General features: G+C 68.2%; 19 protein-coding genes. 6 read left to right on the plus strand and 13 right to left on the minus strand.

What is annotated here, in order from left to right; all coding sequences use genetic code 11:
- From Q0Q36_RS18025 to Q0Q36_RS18045, 5 genes are all read right to left on the minus strand, one after another.
- Positions 1-1,263: efflux RND transporter periplasmic adaptor subunit (locus Q0Q36_RS18025; protein WP_293800011.1), on the minus strand; the 1,263-nt coding region annotated here is incomplete at its 3' end.
- A complete protein-coding gene (locus tag Q0Q36_RS18030) occupies positions 1,260-2,744 on the minus strand; it encodes an efflux transporter outer membrane subunit (RefSeq protein WP_293800012.1) in 1,485 nt (494 codons plus the stop codon). The genes Q0Q36_RS18030 and Q0Q36_RS18025, both read right to left, overlap by 4 nt.
- 175 nt (positions 2,745-2,919) lie before the next feature.
- Positions 2,920-3,666: a sulfite exporter TauE/SafE family protein gene (locus Q0Q36_RS18035; protein WP_293800013.1), complete on the minus strand. Its 747-nt coding sequence runs from the start codon at positions 3,664-3,666 to the stop codon at positions 2,920-2,922.
- A gap of 126 nt (positions 3,667-3,792) precedes the next feature.
- A complete protein-coding gene (locus Q0Q36_RS18040) occupies positions 3,793-4,410 on the minus strand; it encodes a ParB-like protein (RefSeq protein WP_293800015.1) in 618 nt (205 codons plus the stop codon).
- A gap of 5 nt (positions 4,411-4,415) precedes the next feature.
- Positions 4,416-5,801, minus strand: a complete 1,386-nt coding sequence (locus tag Q0Q36_RS18045) for an RNB domain-containing ribonuclease (protein ID WP_293800017.1) — start codon at positions 5,799-5,801, stop codon at positions 4,416-4,418.
- A 118-nt stretch (positions 5,802-5,919) separates the two neighbouring features.
- Here Q0Q36_RS18045 and Q0Q36_RS18050 point away from each other — a divergent pair, with 118 nt between their 5' ends.
- Positions 5,920-7,599, plus strand: a complete 1,680-nt coding sequence (locus Q0Q36_RS18050; protein ID WP_293800019.1) for a SulP family inorganic anion transporter — start codon at positions 5,920-5,922, stop codon at positions 7,597-7,599.
- Positions 7,600-7,681: 82 nt separating this feature from the next.
- Here the strand turns inward: Q0Q36_RS18050 and Q0Q36_RS18055 are convergent, their stop codons facing one another.
- Complete coding sequence (locus Q0Q36_RS18055; RefSeq protein WP_293800021.1) at positions 7,682-8,371, minus strand: aspartate/glutamate racemase family protein; 690 nt, start codon at positions 8,369-8,371, stop codon at positions 7,682-7,684.
- On the minus strand, positions 8,368-9,831 hold the full coding sequence (locus Q0Q36_RS18060; protein WP_367187182.1) for an MFS transporter: 1,464 nt from the start codon (positions 9,829-9,831) through the stop codon (positions 8,368-8,370). Before Q0Q36_RS18060 ends, Q0Q36_RS18055 begins: the two co-directional genes overlap by 4 nt.
- Between Q0Q36_RS18060 and Q0Q36_RS18065 the strand changes: the two genes are divergently transcribed.
- Positions 9,734-10,003, plus strand: coding sequence for a hypothetical protein (locus tag Q0Q36_RS18065; RefSeq protein WP_293800025.1), 270 nt, complete (start codon positions 9,734-9,736; stop codon positions 10,001-10,003). The genes Q0Q36_RS18060 and Q0Q36_RS18065 overlap by 98 nt on opposite strands.
- Before the next feature lie 124 nt (positions 10,004-10,127).
- Here the strand turns inward: Q0Q36_RS18065 and Q0Q36_RS18070 are convergent, their stop codons facing one another.
- Together Q0Q36_RS18070 and Q0Q36_RS18075 are read right to left on the minus strand one after the other, a co-directional pair.
- On the minus strand, positions 10,128-10,967 hold the full coding sequence (locus Q0Q36_RS18070) for a MurR/RpiR family transcriptional regulator (protein ID WP_293800027.1): 840 nt from the start codon (positions 10,965-10,967) through the stop codon (positions 10,128-10,130).
- A 79-nt stretch (positions 10,968-11,046) separates the two neighbouring features.
- Positions 11,047-11,667 carry a TetR/AcrR family transcriptional regulator gene (locus Q0Q36_RS18075; RefSeq protein ID WP_293800029.1) on the minus strand — a complete coding sequence of 207 codons (621 nt, stop codon included), beginning with the start codon at positions 11,665-11,667 and terminating at the stop codon, positions 11,047-11,049.
- Positions 11,668-11,868: 201 nt separating this feature from the next.
- On the opposite strand from Q0Q36_RS18075, the gene Q0Q36_RS18080 reads away from it, so the two are divergent.
- From Q0Q36_RS18080 to Q0Q36_RS18095, 4 genes are all read left to right on the plus strand, one after another.
- Entirely contained in the window at positions 11,869-12,327 is a 459-nt protein-coding gene (locus Q0Q36_RS18080; protein WP_293800030.1) for a (2Fe-2S)-binding protein, read from the plus strand.
- A 3-nt stretch (positions 12,328-12,330) separates the two neighbouring features.
- Positions 12,331-14,511, plus strand: coding sequence for a xanthine dehydrogenase family protein molybdopterin-binding subunit (locus Q0Q36_RS18085; protein WP_293800032.1), 2,181 nt, complete (start codon positions 12,331-12,333; stop codon positions 14,509-14,511).
- Positions 14,511-15,134 carry an Isoquinoline 1-oxidoreductase subunit gene (locus Q0Q36_RS18090; protein ID WP_293800034.1) on the plus strand — a complete coding sequence of 208 codons (624 nt, stop codon included), beginning with the start codon at positions 14,511-14,513 and terminating at the stop codon, positions 15,132-15,134. Before Q0Q36_RS18085 ends, Q0Q36_RS18090 begins: the two co-directional genes overlap by 1 nt.
- Positions 15,135-15,231: 97 nt before the next feature.
- Positions 15,232-15,801 carry a hypothetical protein gene (locus Q0Q36_RS18095; protein ID WP_293800036.1) on the plus strand — a complete coding sequence of 190 codons (570 nt, stop codon included), beginning with the start codon at positions 15,232-15,234 and terminating at the stop codon, positions 15,799-15,801.
- Positions 15,802-15,889: 88 nt separating this feature from the next.
- Here Q0Q36_RS18095 and Q0Q36_RS18100 read toward each other — a convergent pair whose 3' ends face one another.
- The 4 genes from Q0Q36_RS18100 to Q0Q36_RS18115 all read right to left on the minus strand — a co-directional run bounded on the left by Q0Q36_RS18100 (position 15,890) and on the right by Q0Q36_RS18115 (position 21,913).
- Entirely contained in the window at positions 15,890-16,726 is an 837-nt protein-coding gene (locus tag Q0Q36_RS18100) for a thioesterase domain-containing protein (RefSeq protein WP_293800038.1), read from the minus strand.
- On the minus strand, positions 16,723-17,925 hold the full coding sequence (locus Q0Q36_RS18105; protein ID WP_293800040.1) for an NAD(P)-binding domain-containing protein: 1,203 nt from the start codon (positions 17,923-17,925) through the stop codon (positions 16,723-16,725). The genes Q0Q36_RS18100 and Q0Q36_RS18105 overlap by 4 nt, the downstream gene beginning before the upstream one ends.
- Positions 17,926-17,927: 2 nt before the next feature.
- The gene (locus Q0Q36_RS18110; RefSeq protein WP_293800041.1) at positions 17,928-19,235 is read right to left on the minus strand and encodes an ATP-grasp domain-containing protein; all 1,308 of its coding nucleotides are present in this window, start codon (positions 19,233-19,235) and stop codon (positions 17,928-17,930) included.
- Positions 19,236-19,549: 314 nt separating this feature from the next.
- Positions 19,550-21,913, minus strand: coding sequence for a caspase family protein (locus tag Q0Q36_RS18115; protein ID WP_293800043.1), 2,364 nt, complete (start codon positions 21,911-21,913; stop codon positions 19,550-19,552).
- Between the last annotated feature and the right edge of the window lie 18 nt (positions 21,914-21,931).

Here is a 21,931-nt window from a genome sequence, read left to right on the forward strand (position 1 = left end):
GCCTTGCTGGTCGCGGCGCCGGCCCGGCCCCTGGCCGGGCTCGCGCGTGCCGCGGCGGCCGGGCGCGGCGGCAGCCGGCGGCTGGGCTGCCTCCTCCGGCGTGGTGACGCGCACCTTCGCCTTGTCGGTCAGGCGGGCGAAGCCGGTGGTGACGAGCTTCGCCGGCGGCTCGATGCCCGCCGTGATCACGGCCGTCGTCTCGTCCTGCTGGCCCACGGTGACGGGCACCTGCCGCACGGTCTCGTCCTCGTTGACGGCAAAGACATAGGCGCCGTTCGGCCCGCGCTGGATCGCGGCTGTCGGCGCCACCACGACATTCTTGAGCATGTCGACGAAGACGCGGACATTGACGAACTGACCCGGCCAGAGCTGGAGGTGGTCGTTCGGGAAGCGGGCCTTGACCTTGATCGTGCCGGTAGTCTGGTCGACGACATTGTCGATGACCTCGACCACGCCCTTGTCGATGATCGTCGTGCCGTCGGAGTCCAGCGCATCGACCTCGACCGGGCCGCGGGCCACCGCGGCGCTGACGGCGCGGAGCTGCTGCTGCGGCAGGTTGAAGATCATCGCGATCGGCTTCAGCTGGGTGATGACCACGAGGCCGTTCGAATCCGAGGCGCGGACGATATTGCCCTGGTCGACCTGACGGATGCCGAGGCGGCCGTCGATCGGCGCGCGCACTGTGGTGTAGTCGAGAATGGCCTTGGCGTTGTCGATCGCGCCCTGGTCTGAGCGGACCTGCGCTTCGAGCTGTGCCACCGTTGCGCGCTGGGTGTCGGCCTGCTGGCGCGAGCCGTAATCGGTCTGCGCGAGCTTGGCGTAGCGCTCGAGATCGGCGCGGGCATTGGCGAGCTGCGCCTCGTCCTGCGCCTTCTTGGCGATAGCCTGGTCGTATTGTGCCTGATAGGTCGCGGGGTCGATCTTGGCGAGCACGTCGCCCTTCCTGACGTCCTGGCCGTCCTTGAAGGCGATCTCCAGCAGCCTGCCGTCGACCTGCGTGCGCACGGTCACCGTATTCAGCGCCTGGATGGTGCCGACGGCATCGGCTGTGACCGGCACGTCGTCGCGGCGCGCAGGCGTTGCGATCACCGGGATCGGGCCTTCATTGCCGCCGAAGCGGGCGCGCCGCCCGCCGCGCGCGCCGCCCTGCTGGCCGCCGGCCGAGACGTTCTCCCCACTGGAGGGCATCCAGCCGCCATTGTAGCTGTGCCAGCCCCAGGCGGCCGCGCCGATCAGCACGAGAAGGATGAGAAGACGCTTCATTCCGCCGCCTCGGTCGCGGTGATGGCGGCGCGGCGATCGGCATCGGACCAGCCGCCGCCCAGCGCCTTGAACAGCTCGACATAGGCCGTGAGCTTCTGGAGCTTGATCTGCGAGAGCTGGTCCTGCGCCTGGAACAGGGTCTGTTGGGTATTGAGCAGCGTCACGATGTCGATGGTGCCTTCGCGCAGGCGTTGCTCGGTGATGGAATAGGCCCGCCGCGCCGAGGCGACGACCTCAGCCTGCAGCCGTTCGTGGCTGGTGTTCTCCTGGATCGCGATCAGCGCGTTCTCGACATCGGCGAAGGCGCTGACGATGGTCTTGCGATAGGTCGCGATCAACTCGTCGGCCGTGCCGCGTTCGAGCTCGACCCTGGCGCGGAGATTGCCGCCGTCGAGGATCGGCTGGACGAGGCCCGCCGCCGCCGAGGCGAAGGCGGCATCGGGCCGCAGCAGGTTCTTCAGCAGCGCGCTTTCGAGGCCGCCCTGGCCGGTCAGCGTGATGTTCGGATAGAGTGCCGCGCGGGCGGCATAGAGCGTCGCCTCCTGCGCCGTAAGCCTCGTTTCCGCCTCGGCGATGTCGGGCCGGCGTTGCAGCAATTGCGAGGGCAGGCCGGCGCGCACGGCCGGCACGGCGATCGCGTTCAGGCTGCCCCCCTTGATCGTGATCGCGGCCGGCGTCTCACCGACGAGCACGGCGAGCGTGACCTTCGCCTGGCGCAGCGAGAGCTCGAGCGCGGGCACGGAGGCCTTTTGCTGCGCGACCACGCTTTCCTGCTGCGCGATGTCGAGCTGGGTCGCGGTGCCCACCGAGAGCCGGGCCTGGATCACCTTGAGCGTGCGCTCGGCCACCGTGATGTTCTCACGGGCGATGCGCAGCCGGTCCTGCGCGGCCAGGACCTGGAAATAGGTGCTGGTCACGCTGGAGACGGCAGTGAGCGCGACTACGTCGCGGTCGAAGCGTGTCGCTTCCGCGGCAAAGCGCCCGGCATCGGCGGTCGCGCGGTTCTTGCCCCAGAAGTCGAGCTCGTAGCTGGCGGAGAGGCCTAGGCTGAACGTGTTGCCGACGCTTTCGTTGAAGGGGCCGCGCTTCGAGCCGAGCGTGCCCGGCCTCAGGCTGCGCGCGGCGTTGGTCGAGCCGCTCAGTGTCGGATAGAGCGACGCAGCCGAGATGCGGGACTGCGCATCAGCCTGCCGGATGCGCGTCATGGCGATGGCGATGTCGAAATTGGCGCCGCTCGTCCGCTCGACCAGCCGGTTGAGCTCGCTCGACCGGAACAGGCGCGGCCAGTCCGGCGAGACGGCCGGCGCGGCGCGGCGCTCGCCGGCGGCGAAGCTGCGGGTGACGGCGACGCCGAGATCGGGGCGCTGGTCGGCCGGCAGGCAGGCGCCGAGGCCGAGGGCGATGGCGGTCGCGGAGGAAAGGCGGAAGAGCGAATGTCCGACCGCGTTTCCCGCAAGATCGCGCCTGTAGCCCGGCACCATTCCGCTCTTCTCCAGCCTCGATTCGAAGGACCGCGGAACACGGCGCAACAGTAGCCGCTTCTAGAGTGATCCGCGGGGGAGAGAAAGTGAATTTCTCTTCATGTTTGTGGCCGAAGCCTGCCCGGGGATTGCTGAGATCGCGCTGAACCGCCGTTCTCCGTGAAGCGCGGCCCGATCACGCCATGAAGAAGGCTGCTGCCATCCCGAAGCCGATCAGCGTGATGAAGATGCGCAGCGCCAGCATGTTGGTGATTCGCCGGGCCAGATGAGCCCCGACGAAGCCGCCGAGAGCGCAGGACAGGCCAAGCACGATCGCGGAGCGCCAGTCGATCAGCCCCGCGGCGGAGTAGGTCGCGACCGAGACGGTCGAGAGGATCGCCGACATCAGGCTCTTCAGCCCGTTCATCTCGTGCAGGTTGGTGAGACCGACAAAGCCGAAGGCCGCGAGCAGCATGATGCCGAGGCCGCCGTTGAAATAGCCGCCATAGATCGAGACGGCCAGCAACAGCAGCAAGGCCGGCAGCTTCGGCAGGCCGCCGCCATGCCGCAGCAGACGGCGCACGAGGGCGGGGCCTGCGGCGAAGATCAGCGTCGCCGCCAGCAGCAGCCAGGGGATCAGCGCCGAGAACGTCTCCTTCGGGGTGACCAGCAACAGAAGCGCGCCGAGAAGCCCGCCGAGCGCGGCCATCGCAGCGGTCCAGCGCAAGCTGATCGGCCCGCCCGCGCGGATATCCCTGCGGAAGCCCCAGGCGCCGCCGATATAGCCGGGGAGGGCTGCGAGCGTTGCCGTGGCGTTCGCCATGATCGGCGGAACGCCGATCCAGACCAGCGCCGGGAAGGACAGGAAGGTGCCGCCTCCGGCAACGGAATTCAGCGCTCCGGCCAGCAAGCCCGCGACGATGAGGACGATATTCGATTCCATGAGGCCCACCCGACTCGCATCTGGATCGCCGAAATCGGGCGGAGCTGCAAATGGGTGCGCCCTTCGACCTGCGCCACCCTGAACGGTTGACGCGAGCCGAGACATGACGAAGAGCCTCGCCGGCACTCAGGCGTCGACAGGCCCGCACCAACCGGGGAGATAGCCGGCGTCGCGGCCACGGGCGAGCTTCAGGGCCTTGGCCAGGGCCTTCTCGAAATCGGCGTCGACCCGGCGTCGGCTCAGGCGATGTCGCAGGAAATCGGCCCAGAGAAACTCGGAATAAGGCGTCGTGTCCTTGGCGAAGCCGCCGCAGCGGCGCAGTTCGCCAGCGAGCGAGCGATAGGGGTCGTCGGTCAGGCCCTCGATCTTCTTCGGGATGTCGCCGGTGGCGCACCGTTGCCCCTTGTCGTCATAGGGATGTACCCAGTTCCGATGCTCGCACACCGTCCAGAACGAGGCCTGCGACAGCGACGAGAGATCGGAGATGACGTTGACGAGCACTTTCGTCTGGCCTTCGTCGTGCAATGCGCGGACGAGGTGATGGTGATCGATGATGTAGAGCCGGTCCTTCGGCCCCTTGATCACCGGGATCATGTGCCGGCCCAGGAAATCGCCGGCTTCGCCGCCCTCCCGCTCGCGCCAGGCCCGGCGCTTGTCGTCGACTTCCCTGAAGCCGACGGTCATCTGGGTCGGGCGCAGCTCTGCGATCCGGATCGGCTGCAGGACGGGGTCTCGAAGTGTCATCGTGTTCAGTCCGCTCGTTCAAAGTTGACCGTATGCTTCAGCGGGTCGGCGGATGTCAGCCTGACCCGGATTTTGTCTCCGGGCTTGCCGCCTTGCCCGCGCACCCGTGCGACCACGGGCAATTCGCAGAGCTGGATGCGCAGGCCGTGCTCGTCGGCATCGGTCACCACCGCGTCGAAAGCGGTTCCTTCGCTGCCTTGAAGCATGAGCGCCTCGGCGAGGTCGATCACGAGCCGGTCGATCTGCCCGTCGCGTGCATCGGCCTTCGCCATCACCGCGGGCAATTGTTCGAAGGCGGCCGAGATCTCCGAAGGCACCGGCTGGCCATTCGCGACGGCAAGCGCCGCGCGCACCACATAACGGTCGGCAAGGCGGCGCAGCGGCGCTGTGGCATGGACATAGGTCGCCGCCATCGGTGCATGCCAGGGCACTACGCCCTCGCGGTAGGGGACATAGCTCGCGCCGCCGCTGGCCCTGCGCACCGCCAGCATGAAAGCCGCCTGGCTGCTGTCGGCAGGGACCAGCGTCTTCTCGAACTGTGCGAGTGTTTCCATCTCCGGCCATGCGAGTCCCAGTGCCCGCGCGGTCTGGCGCAGGCGCTGGACCGCGAGCTGGTCAGGTTCCGGCATCACCCGGAACAGCCCGGTATGGGCGGCCAGGAGCGCATCGGCGATCGCGACATTGCTGGCCAGGGACAGGGTGGCGTTCTGATCCTCGGCACGCAGCCGCGGGCGGAAGCTCAACTGGTAGCCGCCGTCACCGAGCGCCTCGACCTCCTGCTCGGGTGGGTCGACGCGCGAAGCCCCACGGCGGGCCTCGGCGGCCTCGATCCGGCGCGCCAGCTCGTCGAAATCGACTGGCAGGTCGGAAGCCCGGACGCCGTCATAGGCGAGCTTGGCGATGCTGCGGATGACGGCCCGCTCGGCACCGTCGAGATGGACATGGCCGTCGGGGTCGATCCGCGTCGTGAAAATCACCGCAGGCCGGATGACGGCGGGCAGGAGGCTGGCGGCGCCCTCGGCGAGGACAGGCGGGTAAAGCCCGGCCTTCCCGTCCGGCAGGTAAAGCGTCGTGCCGCGCTGCCAGGCCTCCCGGTCGATGGCGTCGCCGTCCTCCACGAACCAGGCGACATCCGCGATGGCATAGTGCAGCAGGAGGTCGTTGCCGCTCCGCTCGATCGCGAAGGCCTGGTCGAGATCCCTGGATGTCGCGGGATCGAGCGTGACGAAAGGCCGGTCGGTGCGGTCGACATGTGCGGTCGGCGCACGCTTGGCGGCGCTCTCTGCCGCTGCCAGGACAGCCGCCGGAAACTGCTCGGGCACGTTGAACTGCCGGCGTATCGCCGCCAGCCCGCCGATCAGCGCATTGGTGGAATCGATGAGCGTCTTCATCCCGTGCCGCAGGGCCTTTGCCAGTTGCCCGGCTGGCAGCGAAGGCGCCAGCGCGAAGGCTTTTCGACTGCTATAGTTGCAACCGTTTGGGCGATGCATGCAACGGCGGTGACTGGTCATGTCGAGTAACGCACCTCTGGCCGGACCGGCACATCTTCCCGGGAGGCCTTCGTTCGGCGCAGGGCTGGGGCGCGATCTGCTCGCCGGCCTGACGCTGGCGGCGATCACCATTCCCGAACAGATGGCGACGGCGCGGCTCGGCGGCTTTCCCGTCGAGGTCGGGCTGTTCGCCTTCGTCGCGGCGACGCTCGGCTTCCTCTTGCTCGGCGCGAGCCGGGTTCTTACGGTCGGCGCGGACTCGACGATCACGCCGATCTTCGCCGGGGCGCTCGCCACGCTTGCTGCCGGCGGGGTGGTTGCGCCAGCGGCAGCGCCGACGCTGGCCGTGCTGGTCGGCATCCTGCTGCTGCTGGCCGGCATCCTGCGTTTCGGCTGGATCGCCGATTTCCTGTCGACGCCGGTCGTGGCGGGCTTCCTGGCCGGCATCTCCGTTCACATCGTCGTATCGCAACTGCCGAGCCTGCTGGGGCTTCAGGTTCAGGCGACCACTCTCGTTCCCCGTCTGGCGGAAATCTGGGCGGCGCGCGGCGCGATCAATCCGGTCTCCGCCCTGCTCGGGCTGGGCGTGCTGGGCATCATCGTCCTCTGCGAGAGGACGGCGGCGTGGCTCCCCGGGGCCCTGATCGCCTTCGCGCTGGCGACAGGCGCAGTCATCGCCTTCGGGTTGCAGAGCCATGGCGTCGCGGTGCTCGGGGCCTTGCCGAAGGGATTGCCGGCATGGCCCGGCTTCGATCTGTCCTGGGCCGATTTCCGCGGGCTCTTGCCGCTCGCTTTGATCATCGCGCTCGTCGTGATGATGCAGACGGCGACGGTCAGCCGTTCCTTCCGCGATCCCGATGGCCGCACCGCCGATGTCGGGCGCGACTATCTCGGATTGGCCGGGGCCAATCTGCTGGCCGGCCTTGCCGGCGCCTTTCCCGTCAATGCCAGCCCGCCGCGCACGGCGATCGTCGTCGAGAGCGGCGGCCGCAATCCAGCCACCGGGCTTGTCGCCGCGTCACTGGTTCTGGGGCTGGCGCTGTTCGGGGCGGATGTCCTGGCCGACGTCCCGGAGGCCGCCTTCGCCGGCGTGCTCTTCTTCGTGGCCGGGCGCATCCTTCGACTGAACCTGATCGCGCAGATCGCGCGCCAGAGCCGGCCGGAATTCGCCTTGGTGCTGCTGACCGCCCTGGCCGTCGCCCTCTTGCCGATCGAAAGCGGCGTCGCGATCGGCATCGGCCTGTCCCTGCTGCACGGGATCTGGATGACGACCCGCAGCCATCTCGTCGAGCTCGGCCGTATTCCCGGCACGACGGTCTGGTGGCCACCCGAACAGGGGAAGCCGCTGGCAACGCAGCCCGGCGTTCTCGTCGCCGGCTTTCCGGCGCCCTTGCTCTTCGCGAACGCTCTGGGTTTCCAGCAGGAACTGCTCGATCGGCTCGTGCAGCAGAAGCCGCAACTGGTCGTGCTCGAAGCCAGCGGGATTGCCGCCATCGATTACACGGCTGCGCAGGCATTGCTCGCCATCGCCGCCGCCTGCGAGGCGCAGGGAGCGGTTTTCGCGATCGCGCGCGTGGAGTCGGTGCGAGCCCGCGCGGCTTTGGACGGTTTCGGCATCACCCGTGCGATCGGGGACGAACGAATTTTTCACAGCGTAGAGCAGGCCGTGACCCAGCTCGGCGGCGGTCCTGCCCACTGATGAGGCGCATTGAGCGCGTGGCGAATCGGCCGAAGGCCGCGCGGCGCCGAAGCGTCGAGTGCCGTTGGTAGGGCTCGACGGTTCAGCCCCCGGCGGCCGCAGCCGCCGGTGCAGCTTGCCGCGCGTTCATCTGCTCCAGCAGGGAGGCGATCGCGCAGGGGATCGGCGAGATGATCGGCGTCGTGTACCGCGCCTGCAAGGCACCGGCCGCTTCGCCGAGCGGACCGCCTCCGATGATCACGGCTTCCGCGCCGTCGGCCGCGATGCAAGCTTCAACCATCTCGCCGAGGGCCAGCGTCAAGGCCGCCTTGTCGCCAGATAGGGCAAGCGGATCTCCCGCAGTACAGCGGATCCCGGTCAAACGTTCTGCGAGGCCGAGCGCGGCCGCCCGTGCCGCGATGACGCCGGCCAGCAGCGGCGTCGTCGTCGCGACACCGAAGGGCCGCCCGCCCTGCGCCGCTGCTCGCATCGAGGCTTCGCAAATTCCGGTGACCGGGATCTCGACCCGCCGCCGAAGCTCGTCGAGCCCGGGATCGCCGAAGGCGCTGACGACGATGCCGGCGCAATCGGCGGCGTGACGCCTGCCGATCTCGACGACCTCCGCGGCCGAGGCCAGCAGGTCATCCTCCGTCACGATCATGGCCGGGCTGCGTCTGGCCGTGACGACTGTCACGGCCATCGCACCATCCGCGGCCCGCTGCGCGATGGCTTGCATCATCGCGCTGGTCGCCTGCGAGCTGTTGGGATTGATCAACAGGATATGTCGGCTCACGCCCTCACTGCCTTCGCTGGTTCGGAAAGGGTTTCGGCCTGTGCGGCGCTATCAGCCTCCGCCGGCTGGGTGATGTCTTCCATCGACCGGCCATAGGTCTCCGGCCCCATCTGGATGCAGGCCACGAAGACCGCATACATCGCGGCCGCCAGCGCGAAGACGCCGACCATGCCGTATTTGTCGAACAGCATGCCCGAGATCGTCGGGACGAAGGAGCCGGCTGCCGAGCCGGTGGCGAGGATGAAGGCCACGCCGAAGGCGCGGATCCGCGTCGGGAACAGTTCTGGCGCGTAGATCCAGATCGAGGTGTTGAGCAGCAGCACGAAGAACTGGAAGATCGCGCCGAACAGCAGCACCATGTAGATATTGGTGCCGAGATAGGCGATCGAGACCGCAGCCACCGAGGCCAGCGCCGCGCCGGTGGTGAGAACCAGCTTCCGTGGCAGGTAATAGCCGAAGGTCGAGGCCGCGATCGCGCCGAGCACGCTGCCGCTCTGGATGATCATGCTGTAGAGCAGGCTGCCCTGAAGTGTGTAGCCCATCGAGACGAAGATCACCGGCATCAGGGTCAGCACGGACAATTGCGCGCCGTAGCTCATCAGGATCGCGATCGAGACCGGGATGATGCGGCCGATGAAGGGCGCGCGGAACAATTCGGTCCAGTCGCTCTTCGCCACCGGCGGCAACTGCGCGAGATCGGCGGAGAGATAGGGCTGCACGGTCAGATTGCGCGGGCGTAGCGTGCCCGAGGCCAGGGTGGAGAGAACCTTGTTGGCCTCGTCGAAGCGGTTCCTGGAAGCCAGGAAGCGCGGCGTCTCCGGCACGAAGCGCCGATAGAACACGGCGAGCAGGGCCGGCAGCGCGAGCGCCGCGAAGAGCCAGCGCCAGCTGTTCTCGCCCGGAAAGAGCGTGAAGATCAGCAGGCCGAAGGCCGGGGCGAGGAAGTTGCCGAAGCCGCCGGCGCCGACATTGACGAGGCCGGCCGCCGTGCCGCGGAACTTCGCCGAGCAGAATTCGGACAGCATCGTCACCGCGGTCGAGATCTCGCCGCCGACGCCGAAGCCGACGATGGCGCGGGCGATGCAGAGCGCGGTGAAGTTCGGCGCAAGCGCGCAGAGGGCGGAGCCGAGCGAGAACAGCAGCAGGTTGAGGGTCAGCATCACACGGCGGCCGTAGCGATCGCCGAGGATGCCCGACATCAACCGGCCGATGGCGGCGCTGGCGAAGGTGATGGTGTTGAGGAAGCCGATATCGGCGCCCGTCAGGCCCCAATGCTGCCGCAGCAGCGGGCCCGAGACGCCGATGGTGTTCTGCTCGAAGCTGTCGAAGAGGCAGCCGATCAGGACGAGCGCCAGGATCTGCTTGTGGGCGCCCGTCACGCCGATTTTGTTGAGGGCTGAATCCAGTTGTCTGCTGGCCGGCGTCACCGCGCCGGATGCCTGCATGTTCTCCATAGCCATGATCGTTCCCCTGATCGTTCGTGACGTGATGGTGGGCGCAGGCCTCCCGCGATTTTTCGGCTGGTTAAGAGGCTTGCGCGTCGCTGTTGCCCTGGAAGTGGTTGTCTCCGTCCTGTCGTTCCGGCTGCCGCTCGTCTCCTTCGAGTGGCTCTGGAACATTTGGTTCAGATGAAACTATCTGAAACTGTAGTTTCAGAAAAGACCATAAATGCGCCTCCGCTGCCGCTTTCGGCGGCAGGCTTGGCGGGGCTGCCAATTAGGGAGGAAAACGCTTGATTCCGGCGTGGCCGGCGGCGTCAGAGTTCGTCGAGCGCGTCGTTGAGCATCTCGATATGGCGCAGCCGTGTGCGGCCTCTGGCGCCGGCGATCTCGATGCAGCGCATGATCAGGAGATGGCAGAGCGCCATCACCGCCGTGTGGTTGAAGAGGGGGCCCGGCGCCAGGGTCTGGCAGCGGAAATGCCACTGGCTGCGCTTCTCGAAATCGGCGCTCTCGTCGGTCACGAACAGGAGGCGCGCTCCCGACTTGCCGATCTGGTCGAGCAGCGCTTCGGTCTGGGACACGCGCCGGCGCAGGCCGAAGAAGATCACGACATCGTCGGGCGAGAGGCTGACCAGATGCTCGCCGAAGGTCTGTCCGCCGCCCGGGATGGCGACGACGTTCTCGATGACCTGCGTCAATTGCCATTGCAGATAGGTGGCGAAGGTGAAGCTCGCGCGGAAGCCGATCACCCAGACCTTGCGCGCGGCGAGAATCGCTTCGGCGGCGCTGCTGATCTGGGTTTCGCCGATGGCGCGGAAGGTTTCCTCGAGATTCGCGATGCCCTGGGTGAGATTGGCCGCGATCGATTGCTCGCCTGCCGTATCCGCCGCGGTCAGGAAGAGTCGGGATCCGCTCTGCCGTTCGAGCCTGGCATGGCGGCGGGCCTCCTCGTAGTTCTCGTAGCCCAGTCGCTGGACGAAGCGGGAGACCGTCGCCTTCGAGACATGCGCCAGCGCCGCCAGTTCCTGGGCCGAATAGGTCGCGACCTCGCCGGGAAAATCGCAGACGAAATCGCCGAGGCGTCGCTCGGCCGGCGTGAGATCGGGCAGGATGCCGCGCACGCGGCTGAGGAACGATCTTTCCTTGGAGTTCATCACGCAAGACGCTGGAATCGAGGGTGGAGCAGCCTCATCCGTCAGGACTGGCTTTGCAAGCCGATGGCGGAGACCCTGTCTACCGCGCAAGGGCCGCCGCAAAGACCGAGGCGATGCCGTCGAGCCTGCGTGCGTAGTCCTCGGCGCTTGGCGGCGCGCCGAGCTTCGCACCAGCTGCTGCGAAGAGCAGGCTGGCACTCCAATCCTCGGCGCTGGCCGAAAGACGCGACAGGGTTATCTCGCCCTCCTTTTCGGCCTGCTGCAGAAGCTCGTGGGCAAACCGCGTGAAAATCTGTTCGAATGCCTGCAGCTCGCGCGTCGCGATCGTGTTCATCACCGCCTTCAGCTCGACGAGGTGTTCGCCGGTGCCGAAGCTGGCATAGGCCTGCCCGTGATGGGCCTGGAGTAGTGCCGCGAGACGCTCCGGAAACGGCCCCTGCATCGCCACGACCTCACGGCAACGTGCCTCGACGCGTCGCCCGAGCAGGTCCAGCATCGCCCGGAAGACATCGTCCTTGCCCTTGAAATGCAGGTAGAGCGTCGCCTTTGCGAGGCTCGCCTCCCTGGCGATGTCGTCCATCGAGCTGCGCTTGTAGCCGTAGCGGGCGAAGAGCCGCAGCGCGGCATCGGCGACCTGGTCGACGCGGGCATTTGCCTCATCGGCGGGGAGGGAGCCGGAGCTTTCGCGTCTGTCCTGCATTGCGGCGTCTGTAGTCTTGACAAAATCCAAACTGCGCGCGACCATCCTAATTAGACTCAAGCAGTCTAATTAGTCCAGTCGCGCGACCCAGGGCTTCGGATACATCGCCCGCCATCTGATATGTCAGATCGGGCCATCGAGGGCGAGCCCTCGATCCGCACCATGGTGCCGCGCCGACGCATGCCAGCATCGGAGGCAGCCATGGTCTCTCTCAAGGTCAACGGGACGACGCATACCGTCGATGTCGACGACGACACGCCCTTGCTTTGGGCCATCCGCGATAATCTCGGCCTCACCGGCACCAAGTTCGGCTGCGGCGTCGCCCAATGCGGTGCCTGCACCGTGTTCATCGACGGCCAGGCCCTGCGCTCCTGCGTGACGCCGGTCTCGGCGGTCGGCACCAGCGAAATCACCACCATCGAGGGCCTCACCGGCAAGGAGGCGGACGCCGTCCAGGCCGCCTGGACCGCCCGCGACGTGCCGCAATGCGGCTATTGCCAGTCCGGCCAGGTGATGAGCGCGATCGCCCTGCTCAAGGAAAACAGGAAGCCGACGGATCGCGACATCGATCTCGCGATGAACGGCAATATCTGCCGCTGCGCCACTTATGTCCGCATTCGCGCCGCGATCCATGACGCGGCCCGCGCGCTGGAGATCTGAGCCATGACCGCGCATGATCCCAAGCTCTCCCGCCGCTCGCTGCTGGCCGGTGCCGGCGCGCTCGTCATCGGCTTCCACCTGCCGCGCGGCGCCAAGGCGCAGTCCGGCGCCGGCGCGGCCTATCGGCCCGGCGGCAATGCGACCTTCGCGCCCAACGCCTTCATCCGCGTCGCGCCCGACTCCACCGTGACCGTGCTGATCAAGCATATCGAGATGGGGCAGGGGCCTTTCACCGGCCTCGCCACGCTCGCGGCGGAGGAGATGGATGCCGCCTGGAGCCAGATGCGTGCCGAGCACGCTCCGGCCGACGTCAAGCTCTACGCCAATCTCGCGCTCGGCGTGCAGGGCACAGGCGGCTCGACCGCCATCGCCAATAGCTGGGAACAGATGCGCAAGGCGGGCGCGGCGGCGCGCGCCATGCTGGTCCAGGCCGCGGCCGATAGCTGGAAGGTCCCGGCGGCGGAGATCAAGGTCGAGGAGGGCGTGATCAGCCATGCTTCCGGCCGCAAGGGCTCGTTTGGCGAGTTCGCGGAAGCGGCCTCCAAACTGACCGTGCCCGAGAACCCGCCCTTGAAGCCGGCCTCGGCCTACAAGCTGATCGGCAAGGACGGCGCGACGAAGCGGCTCGACAGCCCAGACAAGTCGTGCGGCAAGGCGCAGTTCACCATCGATATCCACGCTCCGAACATGCTGACGGTGGTGGTCGCCCGCTCGCCGCGCTTCGGCGGCAAGGTCGCGAGCTTCGACGCTGCCGAGGCACTGAAGGTCAAGGGCGTCGTCGATGTGAAGTCGATCGGCTACGGCGTCGCGGTCTATGCCAACGGCATGTGGCCGGCGCTGAAGGGCCGCGAGGCGCTGAAGGTGACCTGGGACGACAGCGCGGCCGAGAAGCGCGGCAGCCCCGAGCTGATCGCCGAATACCGCAAGCTCGTCCGGCAGCCCGGCACCGTCGCCGGCAGCCATGGCGATGCCGAAGCCGTGCTGGCCAAGGCCGACAAGGTCATCGAGGCCGAGTTCGTCTTCCCCTATCTCGCGCATGCGCCGATGGAGCCGCTCGACGGCTATATCGAATGGGATGGGCAGACGGCTCATGCCCGTTTCGGCAGCCAGTTCCAGACCACCGAGCACCAGACCATCGCCACCATTCTCGGCCTGCCGCCGGAGAAGGTGACGCTGCAGACGATGTTCGCCGGCGGCAGTTTCGGCCGGCGCGCGCAGGTCAGCCAGCATCTTGCCGCCGAGCTCGCCACGGTCGCCAAGACGATCGGCCCGAACCGCCCGGTCAAGGTGGTCTGGACTCGCGAGGACGACCTGACCGGCGGCTATTACCGCCCGCTCTTCGTCCATCGTTTCCGCGGCGCGGTGAAGGACGGCAAGATCGCGGCCTGGTCGAGCACGCTGGTCGGCCAGTCCTTCTTCCTCGGCACGCCTTTCGAGGCGATGGTCGTGAAGAACGGCATCGACGCGACCTCGGTCGAAGGCGCCAACGAAATCTTTTACGAGGTGGCTGACTTCCGTTGCGAGGTACACAACCCCAAGGTTGGTGTGCCGACCCTGTGGTGGCGCTCCGTCGGCCATACCCATACCGGCTATGCCGTCGAATGCTTCGTCGATGAATTGCTGCAGGCGGCCGGGCAGGATGCGGTCCAGGGCCGGCTTGCTTTGATGGGCGACAAGCATCCGCGCGCTGCCGGCGTGCTCAAGGCCGTTGCCGATCTCGCGGGCTGGAAGGGGCCGGGGCCGGTCGATGGCCGCGCGCGAGGCGTCGCCGTGGTCGAGAGCTTCGGGTCCTTCGTCGCCCAGATCGCCGAGGTTTCGATGGGGCCGGAGGGTGAGCCCAAGGTCCACAAGGTCTGGTGCGCAGTCGATTGCGGCGTCGCGGTCAATCCCGACATCATCCGCGCGCAGGTGGAGGGCGGCATCGGCTTCGGCCTTGGCCACGCGCTCTACGGCCAGATCACGCTCGATGGCGGCCGGCCGGTCCAGACCAATTTCCACGAATACCGCTCGCTGCGCATCCACGAGATGCCGGAAGTCGAGGTGACGATCATCGCCTCGACCGAGAAGCCGAGCGGCGTCGGCGAGCCCGGCGTGCCGCCGATAGGGCCTGCCGTCGCCAATGCGCTTGCGGCACTCGGCCATGGCCGGCCGCGCCAGTTGCCGATGCAGGGAGGCTCCGTTTGATGAGCAGGAACCTGATCCTCGCCGCCGGCGCGGCGCTTGTGGTCTGCATCGGCGGCAGCGCGCTGACGCTGGCGCAGAATGCGGCCCAGCCGGGCGGGGCGAGCTTGCGCCCCGCATCGAGCTTCGCTTCCATCGCCAATCAGCGCGACCGCTCGGTCGCGCTCTTCGCCGAGATGGGCAAGGTGCTTACCAGTCCGCGCTGCATGAACTGCCATCCCGCTACCGAACGGCCGCGCCAAGGTGACTTGCGCAAGTTGCACGAGCCTCTCGTGGTTCGCGGCAAGGACGGCCATGGCGCGGCTGGGCTGCATTGCGCGACCTGTCACGGCAAGCAGAACTTCGACCCGGCCGGCGTTCCCGGCGACGGCCATTGGGCGCTCGCGCCGGCCTCGATGGCCTGGGAGGGCAAGACGGTCGGCCAGATCTGCGAGCAGTTGAAGGACCAGAACCGCAATGGCAGCCGCGACCTCGCCGCGCTGGTGAAGCACGTCACCACCGACACGCTCGTGCTCTGGGGCTGGAATCCAGGCAAGGGGCGCACGCCCGCGCCGGGCACGGCAGCCGAGTTCGGCGCGCTGATGCAGGCCTGGGCCGATAGCGGTGCGGCCTGCCCGGCGCCGTAATGGGCTGAAGCCGGCCGGAGGGTTGAAGACGATTGACGCGCTCGTTCCGTGGAGAGCAACTTGGTTGCAGTGCTCGCCGACCGATCGGGGGATTTCCATGAAGCGCGTCATTCCTGGCCTGGCCGTTATCCTCCCCCTGCTGTTGGCAAGCGCCGGCTCCCATGCCGCGCAGGTGACCAGAAGCGGGACCGCTGTCACGGTGCGCGGCAGCATCGGGCCGGGTGATGATCTGGAGTTCGAAAAGGTCGCTCCGCAGGGCAGCTATCGCACGGTCACGCTGTCGAGCAACGGAGCCGGCGAGGGCGGGCTTCCCGCCGCCGTCGCCATGGCCAGGAACATCAAGGCGACCGGCGCAACCACGATCGTGAATGCCTCGGGAAACATCTGCGGCAGTGCTTGCACCCTGCTCTTCGTCGCAGGCGCACAGCGCATCTATGCCGGCGGCGACCGGATCGTCGAAGGCGTCAGGAGCAAAGGGCAGAGCGGCCTGGGCTTCCATCAGGCGCGCTCGCCGAAAGGCACCGCTCTGATGGCCTCGGTCTATTCCGAGATGGGCGTGCCCGCCGGGGCGGAGCTGTCGCGTCAGTCGCCGTTCGGAACGTTCTACTACGTATCGGGCGCAACCGCGATGTCGACGGGCGTCGCCACCAGCCTCAAGCGGCCGTGAGCCGACGGCGCGGCGCCGGCTTGACGGTCTGAGCGGGAGGCATCCGCTCATCGGTCGATGATGAGGCGGTCGCGATGCCGGGCGATCCCTATCCGCCTTGCGCCCGGCGTGCGGCTGGCCATGGATCGGGTCGGCTCCACGCCGCCGCAGCTGCCAGAAAGGCCGCGTGCAGTGCGGGGGCATTCTCGGCTTCGAACAGGGTTTCGTGGTTGCCGGGAAGGTCGATGATGCGCAGTTCGGGGCAGCGCTTGCGCCAGAGGTCGTCATTCGCCGCGCTTGCCTCGGTGCGCAGCAAGGCGGCAGGCGCGTTGAGGCGCGCAGTGTGGCTTTCGAGGCTCGGCATCCACGCGGCCGTGATGCGGATCAGGAGCCGCATGCCGAGTTCCTCTGCGAAGGCGGGGTCGATCCGGCTGAGCCGTTCAAGCGCCGCGATATGGCGCCGAGCGAAGCTGGGCAGGTCGTCGCCGGCGAGTCGAAACAGGCCGCGCCAGGCGAGCCGGCGGGCATGGAGCGCAAGCGCGCCGGGCCGCCCGCGTCGGAGAAGGTCGGCCGCGTGCGAGGCGAGGCGGGCCTTCCAGCCAGCCGATCGTGCCGCGGTGATCGTCCCGGAATCGATGAGGCAAAGGCCTGCGACAGGATGGCCGAGGCTCTCCAGGCGCAGCGCGGCGGCATAGGCGAAATGGCCGCCGATCGAAACGCCGAGCAGCACGACGGGATCGGGCGGGACGCGGCCCAGGATCTCCGCCACGAGGGCTTCGGCCAGGGCCTCTGCGGTGAGCTCCCCCTCAAGCTGGGCTCGCCAGGCCGGATAGTGCAGGATGACCACGCGATCCAGGTCGGATGGCGCGGCGCAGAACGGCGTGCAATCCGGCGCGTGGCCGCGCGCGCCCGGCAGGACGACGAGCGGCAGCTGCGCCGCGTTCATGCGTGGGCCATGGCGGTTCGGGTCAGGGCCGCCGCGATCGTGCGCGCGGTGTAATCCGCACCGGCGACGAAGCGGAAGACCGGGCCGAAGCTGATCGACGAAGCCGGGCCGGCGAAGCGCAGGCCCGGCGCGGAGGACTGGAAGGACGCATCGAGCCGTGGCGCGGCTCCGTGCCGGGCAATCGCGTTGCGCAGCTCCGGGGCCAGGAACGGCAGGCGCCCGACATTCACCTCGTAGCCCGTGCCGGCGACCACATGATCGACGAGCAGCTCGCGCTCCCGGCCGTCGTCACCTTGCCGCAAGTGCAGCGAGACGCGGTTGCCGCTCTCCCGGGCTTCGACGATCATCGTATCGTGCTCGACCGGGACCTGCGCTTCGACACGCTCGCGGAGCCACCATGCGCCCTCTGGCGGCAGAAAGTTCTTGAGGAAGAGCGCTCGTCCGCAGGCCGGCAACCGGTGAAACGCGCCGGGCATTTGCGTCAGGGCCCAGGCCTTGGGGCTGCCGCCCAGCGCGGAGACCGGCCAGCGGATCCGCTGCCAGAGCGTCGGCGTGCGGCTGCCGCGTGTCATCCACAAGGTAGAGGGCTTGCGGATCAGCAGGCGTGGCGATGCGCCGGCTTCATGGAGCAGGGCGGCGGCTTCGAGCGCGGACTGGCCGGAGCCGACGACCGCGACCTCGAGGCCCTGGAAGGCGGCGAAACTGTCGACCTTGGCGGTATGCGTGGCGGCTGCACCGGGCAGGGCCCGCAGGGCGTGCGGCATCCTGGCGAAATTCGCCAGCCCCGTGGCGACGATGACATCCGACGCCTCGACCTCCTCGCCATTGCCGAGCGTCAGGAGGTAGCCTTCTCCGCGCCGGGAGACGTTCGCGACGTCGACGGGCTCGATCCGTTCGACATGCCGTTCCTGGAACCAGAGGCCGTAGGCAGCGAAATTCGCGATGGAGCACGGCTCGAACGTCTCGAGGCCGCGCGGCTCGTTATAGTCGGCGAAGGTCGAGCCTGGGTCGGGCGCGGAGATATTCGTCCCGAAGCAATAGGACTTGAGATAGCGCCGGGATCCGGCACGGGCGATCTGGCTCCAGAAAGCCATGGGCTGGCCGAAAATCCGGTGTGGGACATTCCGGGCCGCGAGATGGCTTGCCAGCGAGAGCCCGTAAGGGCCGCCGCCGATGATCGCCACGAGTTGCTTGCTCATCGTCACAGCCCGCGCGCGACCAAGGGAGAGGACGGCAGCATGGTCCGCACGAAGCGCGGCGCCGCCCGGAAGCCGAGATAGAGCTCCGACAGGACATGGATGATGCCCGGCATCGGATCGCCGCGATCGAACGCGAAACGGACCATATGCGCGCGGTTCTGCTTGGCCCAGCTGTGCCAATACGCCAGATCCTGGAGGCGTGTCCGCATGCAGAGCGTCTGTGCCAGAAGGATCGCGTGGAGCGTGAAACTGTCGCAGAAAACCACCTTCTCGGCCGGGTTCTCGTCCTGCGCCTCGGCTGCGAGCCTTCGCAGGGCATCAGCTTCGCCGAGCGCGTCGAGATAGGCCAGCATCGGCAAGGGTACGCCGCGGCGCAGATCGAGGCCGATCTGATTGAACAGGCGCGGATTGAAGTCGATCACCGTCCAGGCGCCGTCATGCAGGATGAACTCGACCTCGAACAGCCCGAAATAGCCGAGCTCGCGGCACAGGTGATGGACCGCCAGAGATAGTGCGGGATCGGCCGGGCGCGACTCGTAGCATACGCCGACACCCACGGGTCGCGAGCGTTGGAGGATCTTGGTCGAGCGTCGGGTCACGAACACGTCGGCGCTACGTCCGATGAAGCCCGAGATGGAGACCACGCCCTCGCGCCCGATCTCGACGAATTTCTGGATCACCGGCCGCACCGCATCGGGGGCGCGCGGCATCTCGTCGAAGCGGTAGCGTTCGCGGGCGAGGAAGCGCGGATACTCCGCCGCGAGCTCGTCTGCCGAATGCACGACCATGCCCTTGTCGTTGCGCAGGCGGTGGACATGGGTGCGTGGCTTGATCAGGACCGGATAGGGAAGCTGCGGCGCCAGCTCGGCGAGCTCGTCCAGGTTCTGGGGATCCCAGCTCGGCAGGACCGCGACCCCGGCGCTGATTGCGGCCTGTTCGAGCAGTGCCTTGTCGAGGGTGCGCCTGATGGTGTCGACCGGCGGCTGATACAGCCGGAAATAGCGCGCGAGGAGCGGCGCGTTGGTGGTGTAGAGCCAGACCAGCTCGTCGGATGTCGGCAGCAGCACCTGTCCGGGATCGGACTTTCCGATGTCGAGCAACCGGTCGAGATAGCGCTCGCTGTCGCTTTCGACCGGCCCCGGATGGCGCCGCCCCGTGCAGCGCGACCAGCCGGCCGGGCAAAAGGGATGATCGACGATGAGGTTGACGCCGACGCCGTGGCCGGCGAGGTGGCGCATCGCCGCGATCGTGCCCCCGGAGGAAGCCGACCCCAACAGGACGGAGGGCTGTTTGAGAAGGGGTTGGTGCATGCCCAGCCTCGTTTTTCGACACGTCACGACAGCCGCTGGCCACTCGCGCGCGTGGGCGGCTCACTCTAAAAACGCGCACGGTGCCGTTGCGGCACGATCGGTTCGAAAAAAATGGCTGGCTAGCGAGAGGCGCTGGATTTCGCGGCGGGAGCGAAGACCGCCGCACCTGGGAAACGCGCAACCGGTTGCGCTTTGCAGGCTCACGTCGCGAAGGGGTGCTTCGCGTTTCCATCGACAACCTGGACGATGGCGTGCGGTTCAGCGCACGCCATCGGGTGACCAAGGATGGCCGGCAATCCGCCTGTTGTCTGCCCTCAGCGGCAGAACGGCTGGCCGGGCTGGCAAGGCCGGTGCTGCGGTTGCGGGCCGCGCGATGGCTGGGGCGCAGCATGGGGGCGGGCCATCATCTGGCTGCGCTGCTGGGCCTGCATAGCGGCGCGTTGCTGTGCCTGCGCCGCGCGCTGCTGCTGAGCCTGCATGGCCGCTCTTTGTTGATTCTGCTGCTGAGCTTGCATCGCGCGCTGCTGCGCCTGCCGTTGCTGCTGGGCCTGAGCCTGCATGGCTGCTCTCTGCTGAGCCTGCTGCTGGGCTTGCATCGCACGCTGCTGAGACTGCCGCTGCTGCGCGGCTTGGGCCTGCGCCGCGCGCTGCTGGGCCGCCTGGGACGCGCGCTGCTGTTGTGCTTGAAGCGCGCCGGCCTGCTGCGCACGCTGCTGGGCAGCTCGCTGCGCCGTGGCCGCTCCCTGGGGAGCCTGAGGCGCCACGCGCGGGCCGGCCACGACTGGCGGCGGCACCGGGCGGTTCGGCTGGGCGGCGCCGGGTGGTGTGGCCAGGCGCTGCGCCGGAGTAGCCGGCAGGGCTCCTGGCGTCGGCAGGGGCTTCACGCCGGTCGGGACGGGAGCGACAGGACCGCGTCCCGCTATCGGCTGGTTGGGTTGCGGCAACTGCCCGGGGCGCAGCTGGCCGGGGGCGGCCGGCAGCGCCGGTTGCTGGCCGGGCTGAAGCGCCGGTGCCGAGGCCCCTTGCGGCCGCGCCTGCTGCTGCCGGGCCCGCAGGACGGCCGCGGCCGGCAAGGCGGCTGCGGTTGCCGCGATCGCCGCGGCGGCGGCCGGATGCTGCTGGATCAATTGCTGGGCGCCGGCCACGATACCCGATTGGCCAGGCTGCGGAACGGGGGCAATCGGAGCCTGAGGATTGCCCATCAGCACCGGCGGCAGGGGCGGCTCGGGCCGACCTTGCGGGTTCGTCACCACCACGGTCTGCGCGGCCGGGTTCACCACCACGGTGTTGTGGATGTTGGCGTTTATGATGTTGACCGGGGGCGGAGCGACATAGGCCGGGCGCTCCACCCAGAGCGGGACCGGGTGATAGATCGGGATCGGCAGCACGAAGGCGGCGATCGGCGGAGGCGGCGGCGGCAGGTCGACATAGTAGACCGGCCGCGGCGGCAGGAACAGGACGGGCACCGGCGGCGGTGGCGGGAGATCATAGACCGGGTCGGCAAAATAGACGACGGGGCGCTCGATATAGACGATCTCGTCGGGCGGCGGCGGCGGCACGTCGTAGGAAAGCGCGGTGAAGGCGGCCGGGGGCTCGAAGGCGACGGCGAAATGCGTCAGCCTGCGGTGCGCATCGCCGGCATGGGGACCGCGCGGATAGCGCCGCAGATAGGACCAGTAGGCGTCCGGGGTATCCGCGACGGCGCTTTCGCGCCAGACGATGGCTTCGCGCCGGGCGGCCAGGATCGCGCGGACGCGCTTCGCCAGCGGATCGCTTGGGTAGGCGGCGAGGAAGTCCTCGTAGCCGCGCATGCTGTCGCGGGCGAGCGCGGCGAGATAGGCGTCGCGCGCGTCGAAATCGCGGATGGGCTTGTCGCGCAGGTCGACGAAATGGTTCTGCGCCGGCGGGGCGGCGTTCGTGCGCTCGAAGAACAGGAAGGGCGCCTGGACCTTCGACGCCTGCCAGGGAATCTCGGCGCCGCCGGTCAGTTCGCTGGTGCGCAGCCGGACGCGCTCGAACAGGTCGTCGAGCGGCAGGCCGCCCTCCTTGATCATCTCCGACAAAGCCGTGGCATAGGCGCTATAGTCCTTGCCTTCCGGCGCGATCGTACCGGGCGCGGCATTGAAGGCGATCAGCGCCCCCGGATCGGGCTGCATCAGCGCGAGGCCGCCGGCGAGCGGCTGACCCGTGCGGGCGAAGGGGTTGGCGCGCGCCGCGTCGAGCACGACGATCCGCGCCTTGAGCGGCAGGGTCGCCAGTGGCTTGACGAGATCGGTCAGGCGGATGGCCGCCAGCGGCACGTCGGCGTCGCGCGCGATGCGGGCATCGACCGGGACGAGATAGTTCTCGCCTTCGAATTGCAGCCCGTGCCCGGCATAATAGACGAAGGCGACCGTTTCAGGCCCGGAAGCGGCGGCTTTGTCGAGGAATTCGCGGAAAGTGGAGCGCAGCGTCGCGGTGTCGAGATCGCGCGCGCCGGTGACGTCGAAGCCGGCGGCCTGCAGCGTCTGCGCGATCAGGCCGGCATCGTTCGCCGGCGTCGCCAGGGCTCCCTCCGGATAAGCGCCGTTGCCGATGACGAGCGCGATTCGCTTCTCGGAGGATTGCGCCTGAGCGGGTTGGCCGCCCAGCAGGGCGGCCGCGAGGACAAGGCCACAGACGATACGCCAGAGCGTCATGGAAACCTCCCGCAAAAC

The organism is uncultured Allobosea sp. (assembly GCF_945957345.1).
Lineage (GTDB): Bacteria > Pseudomonadota > Alphaproteobacteria > Rhizobiales > Beijerinckiaceae > Allobosea.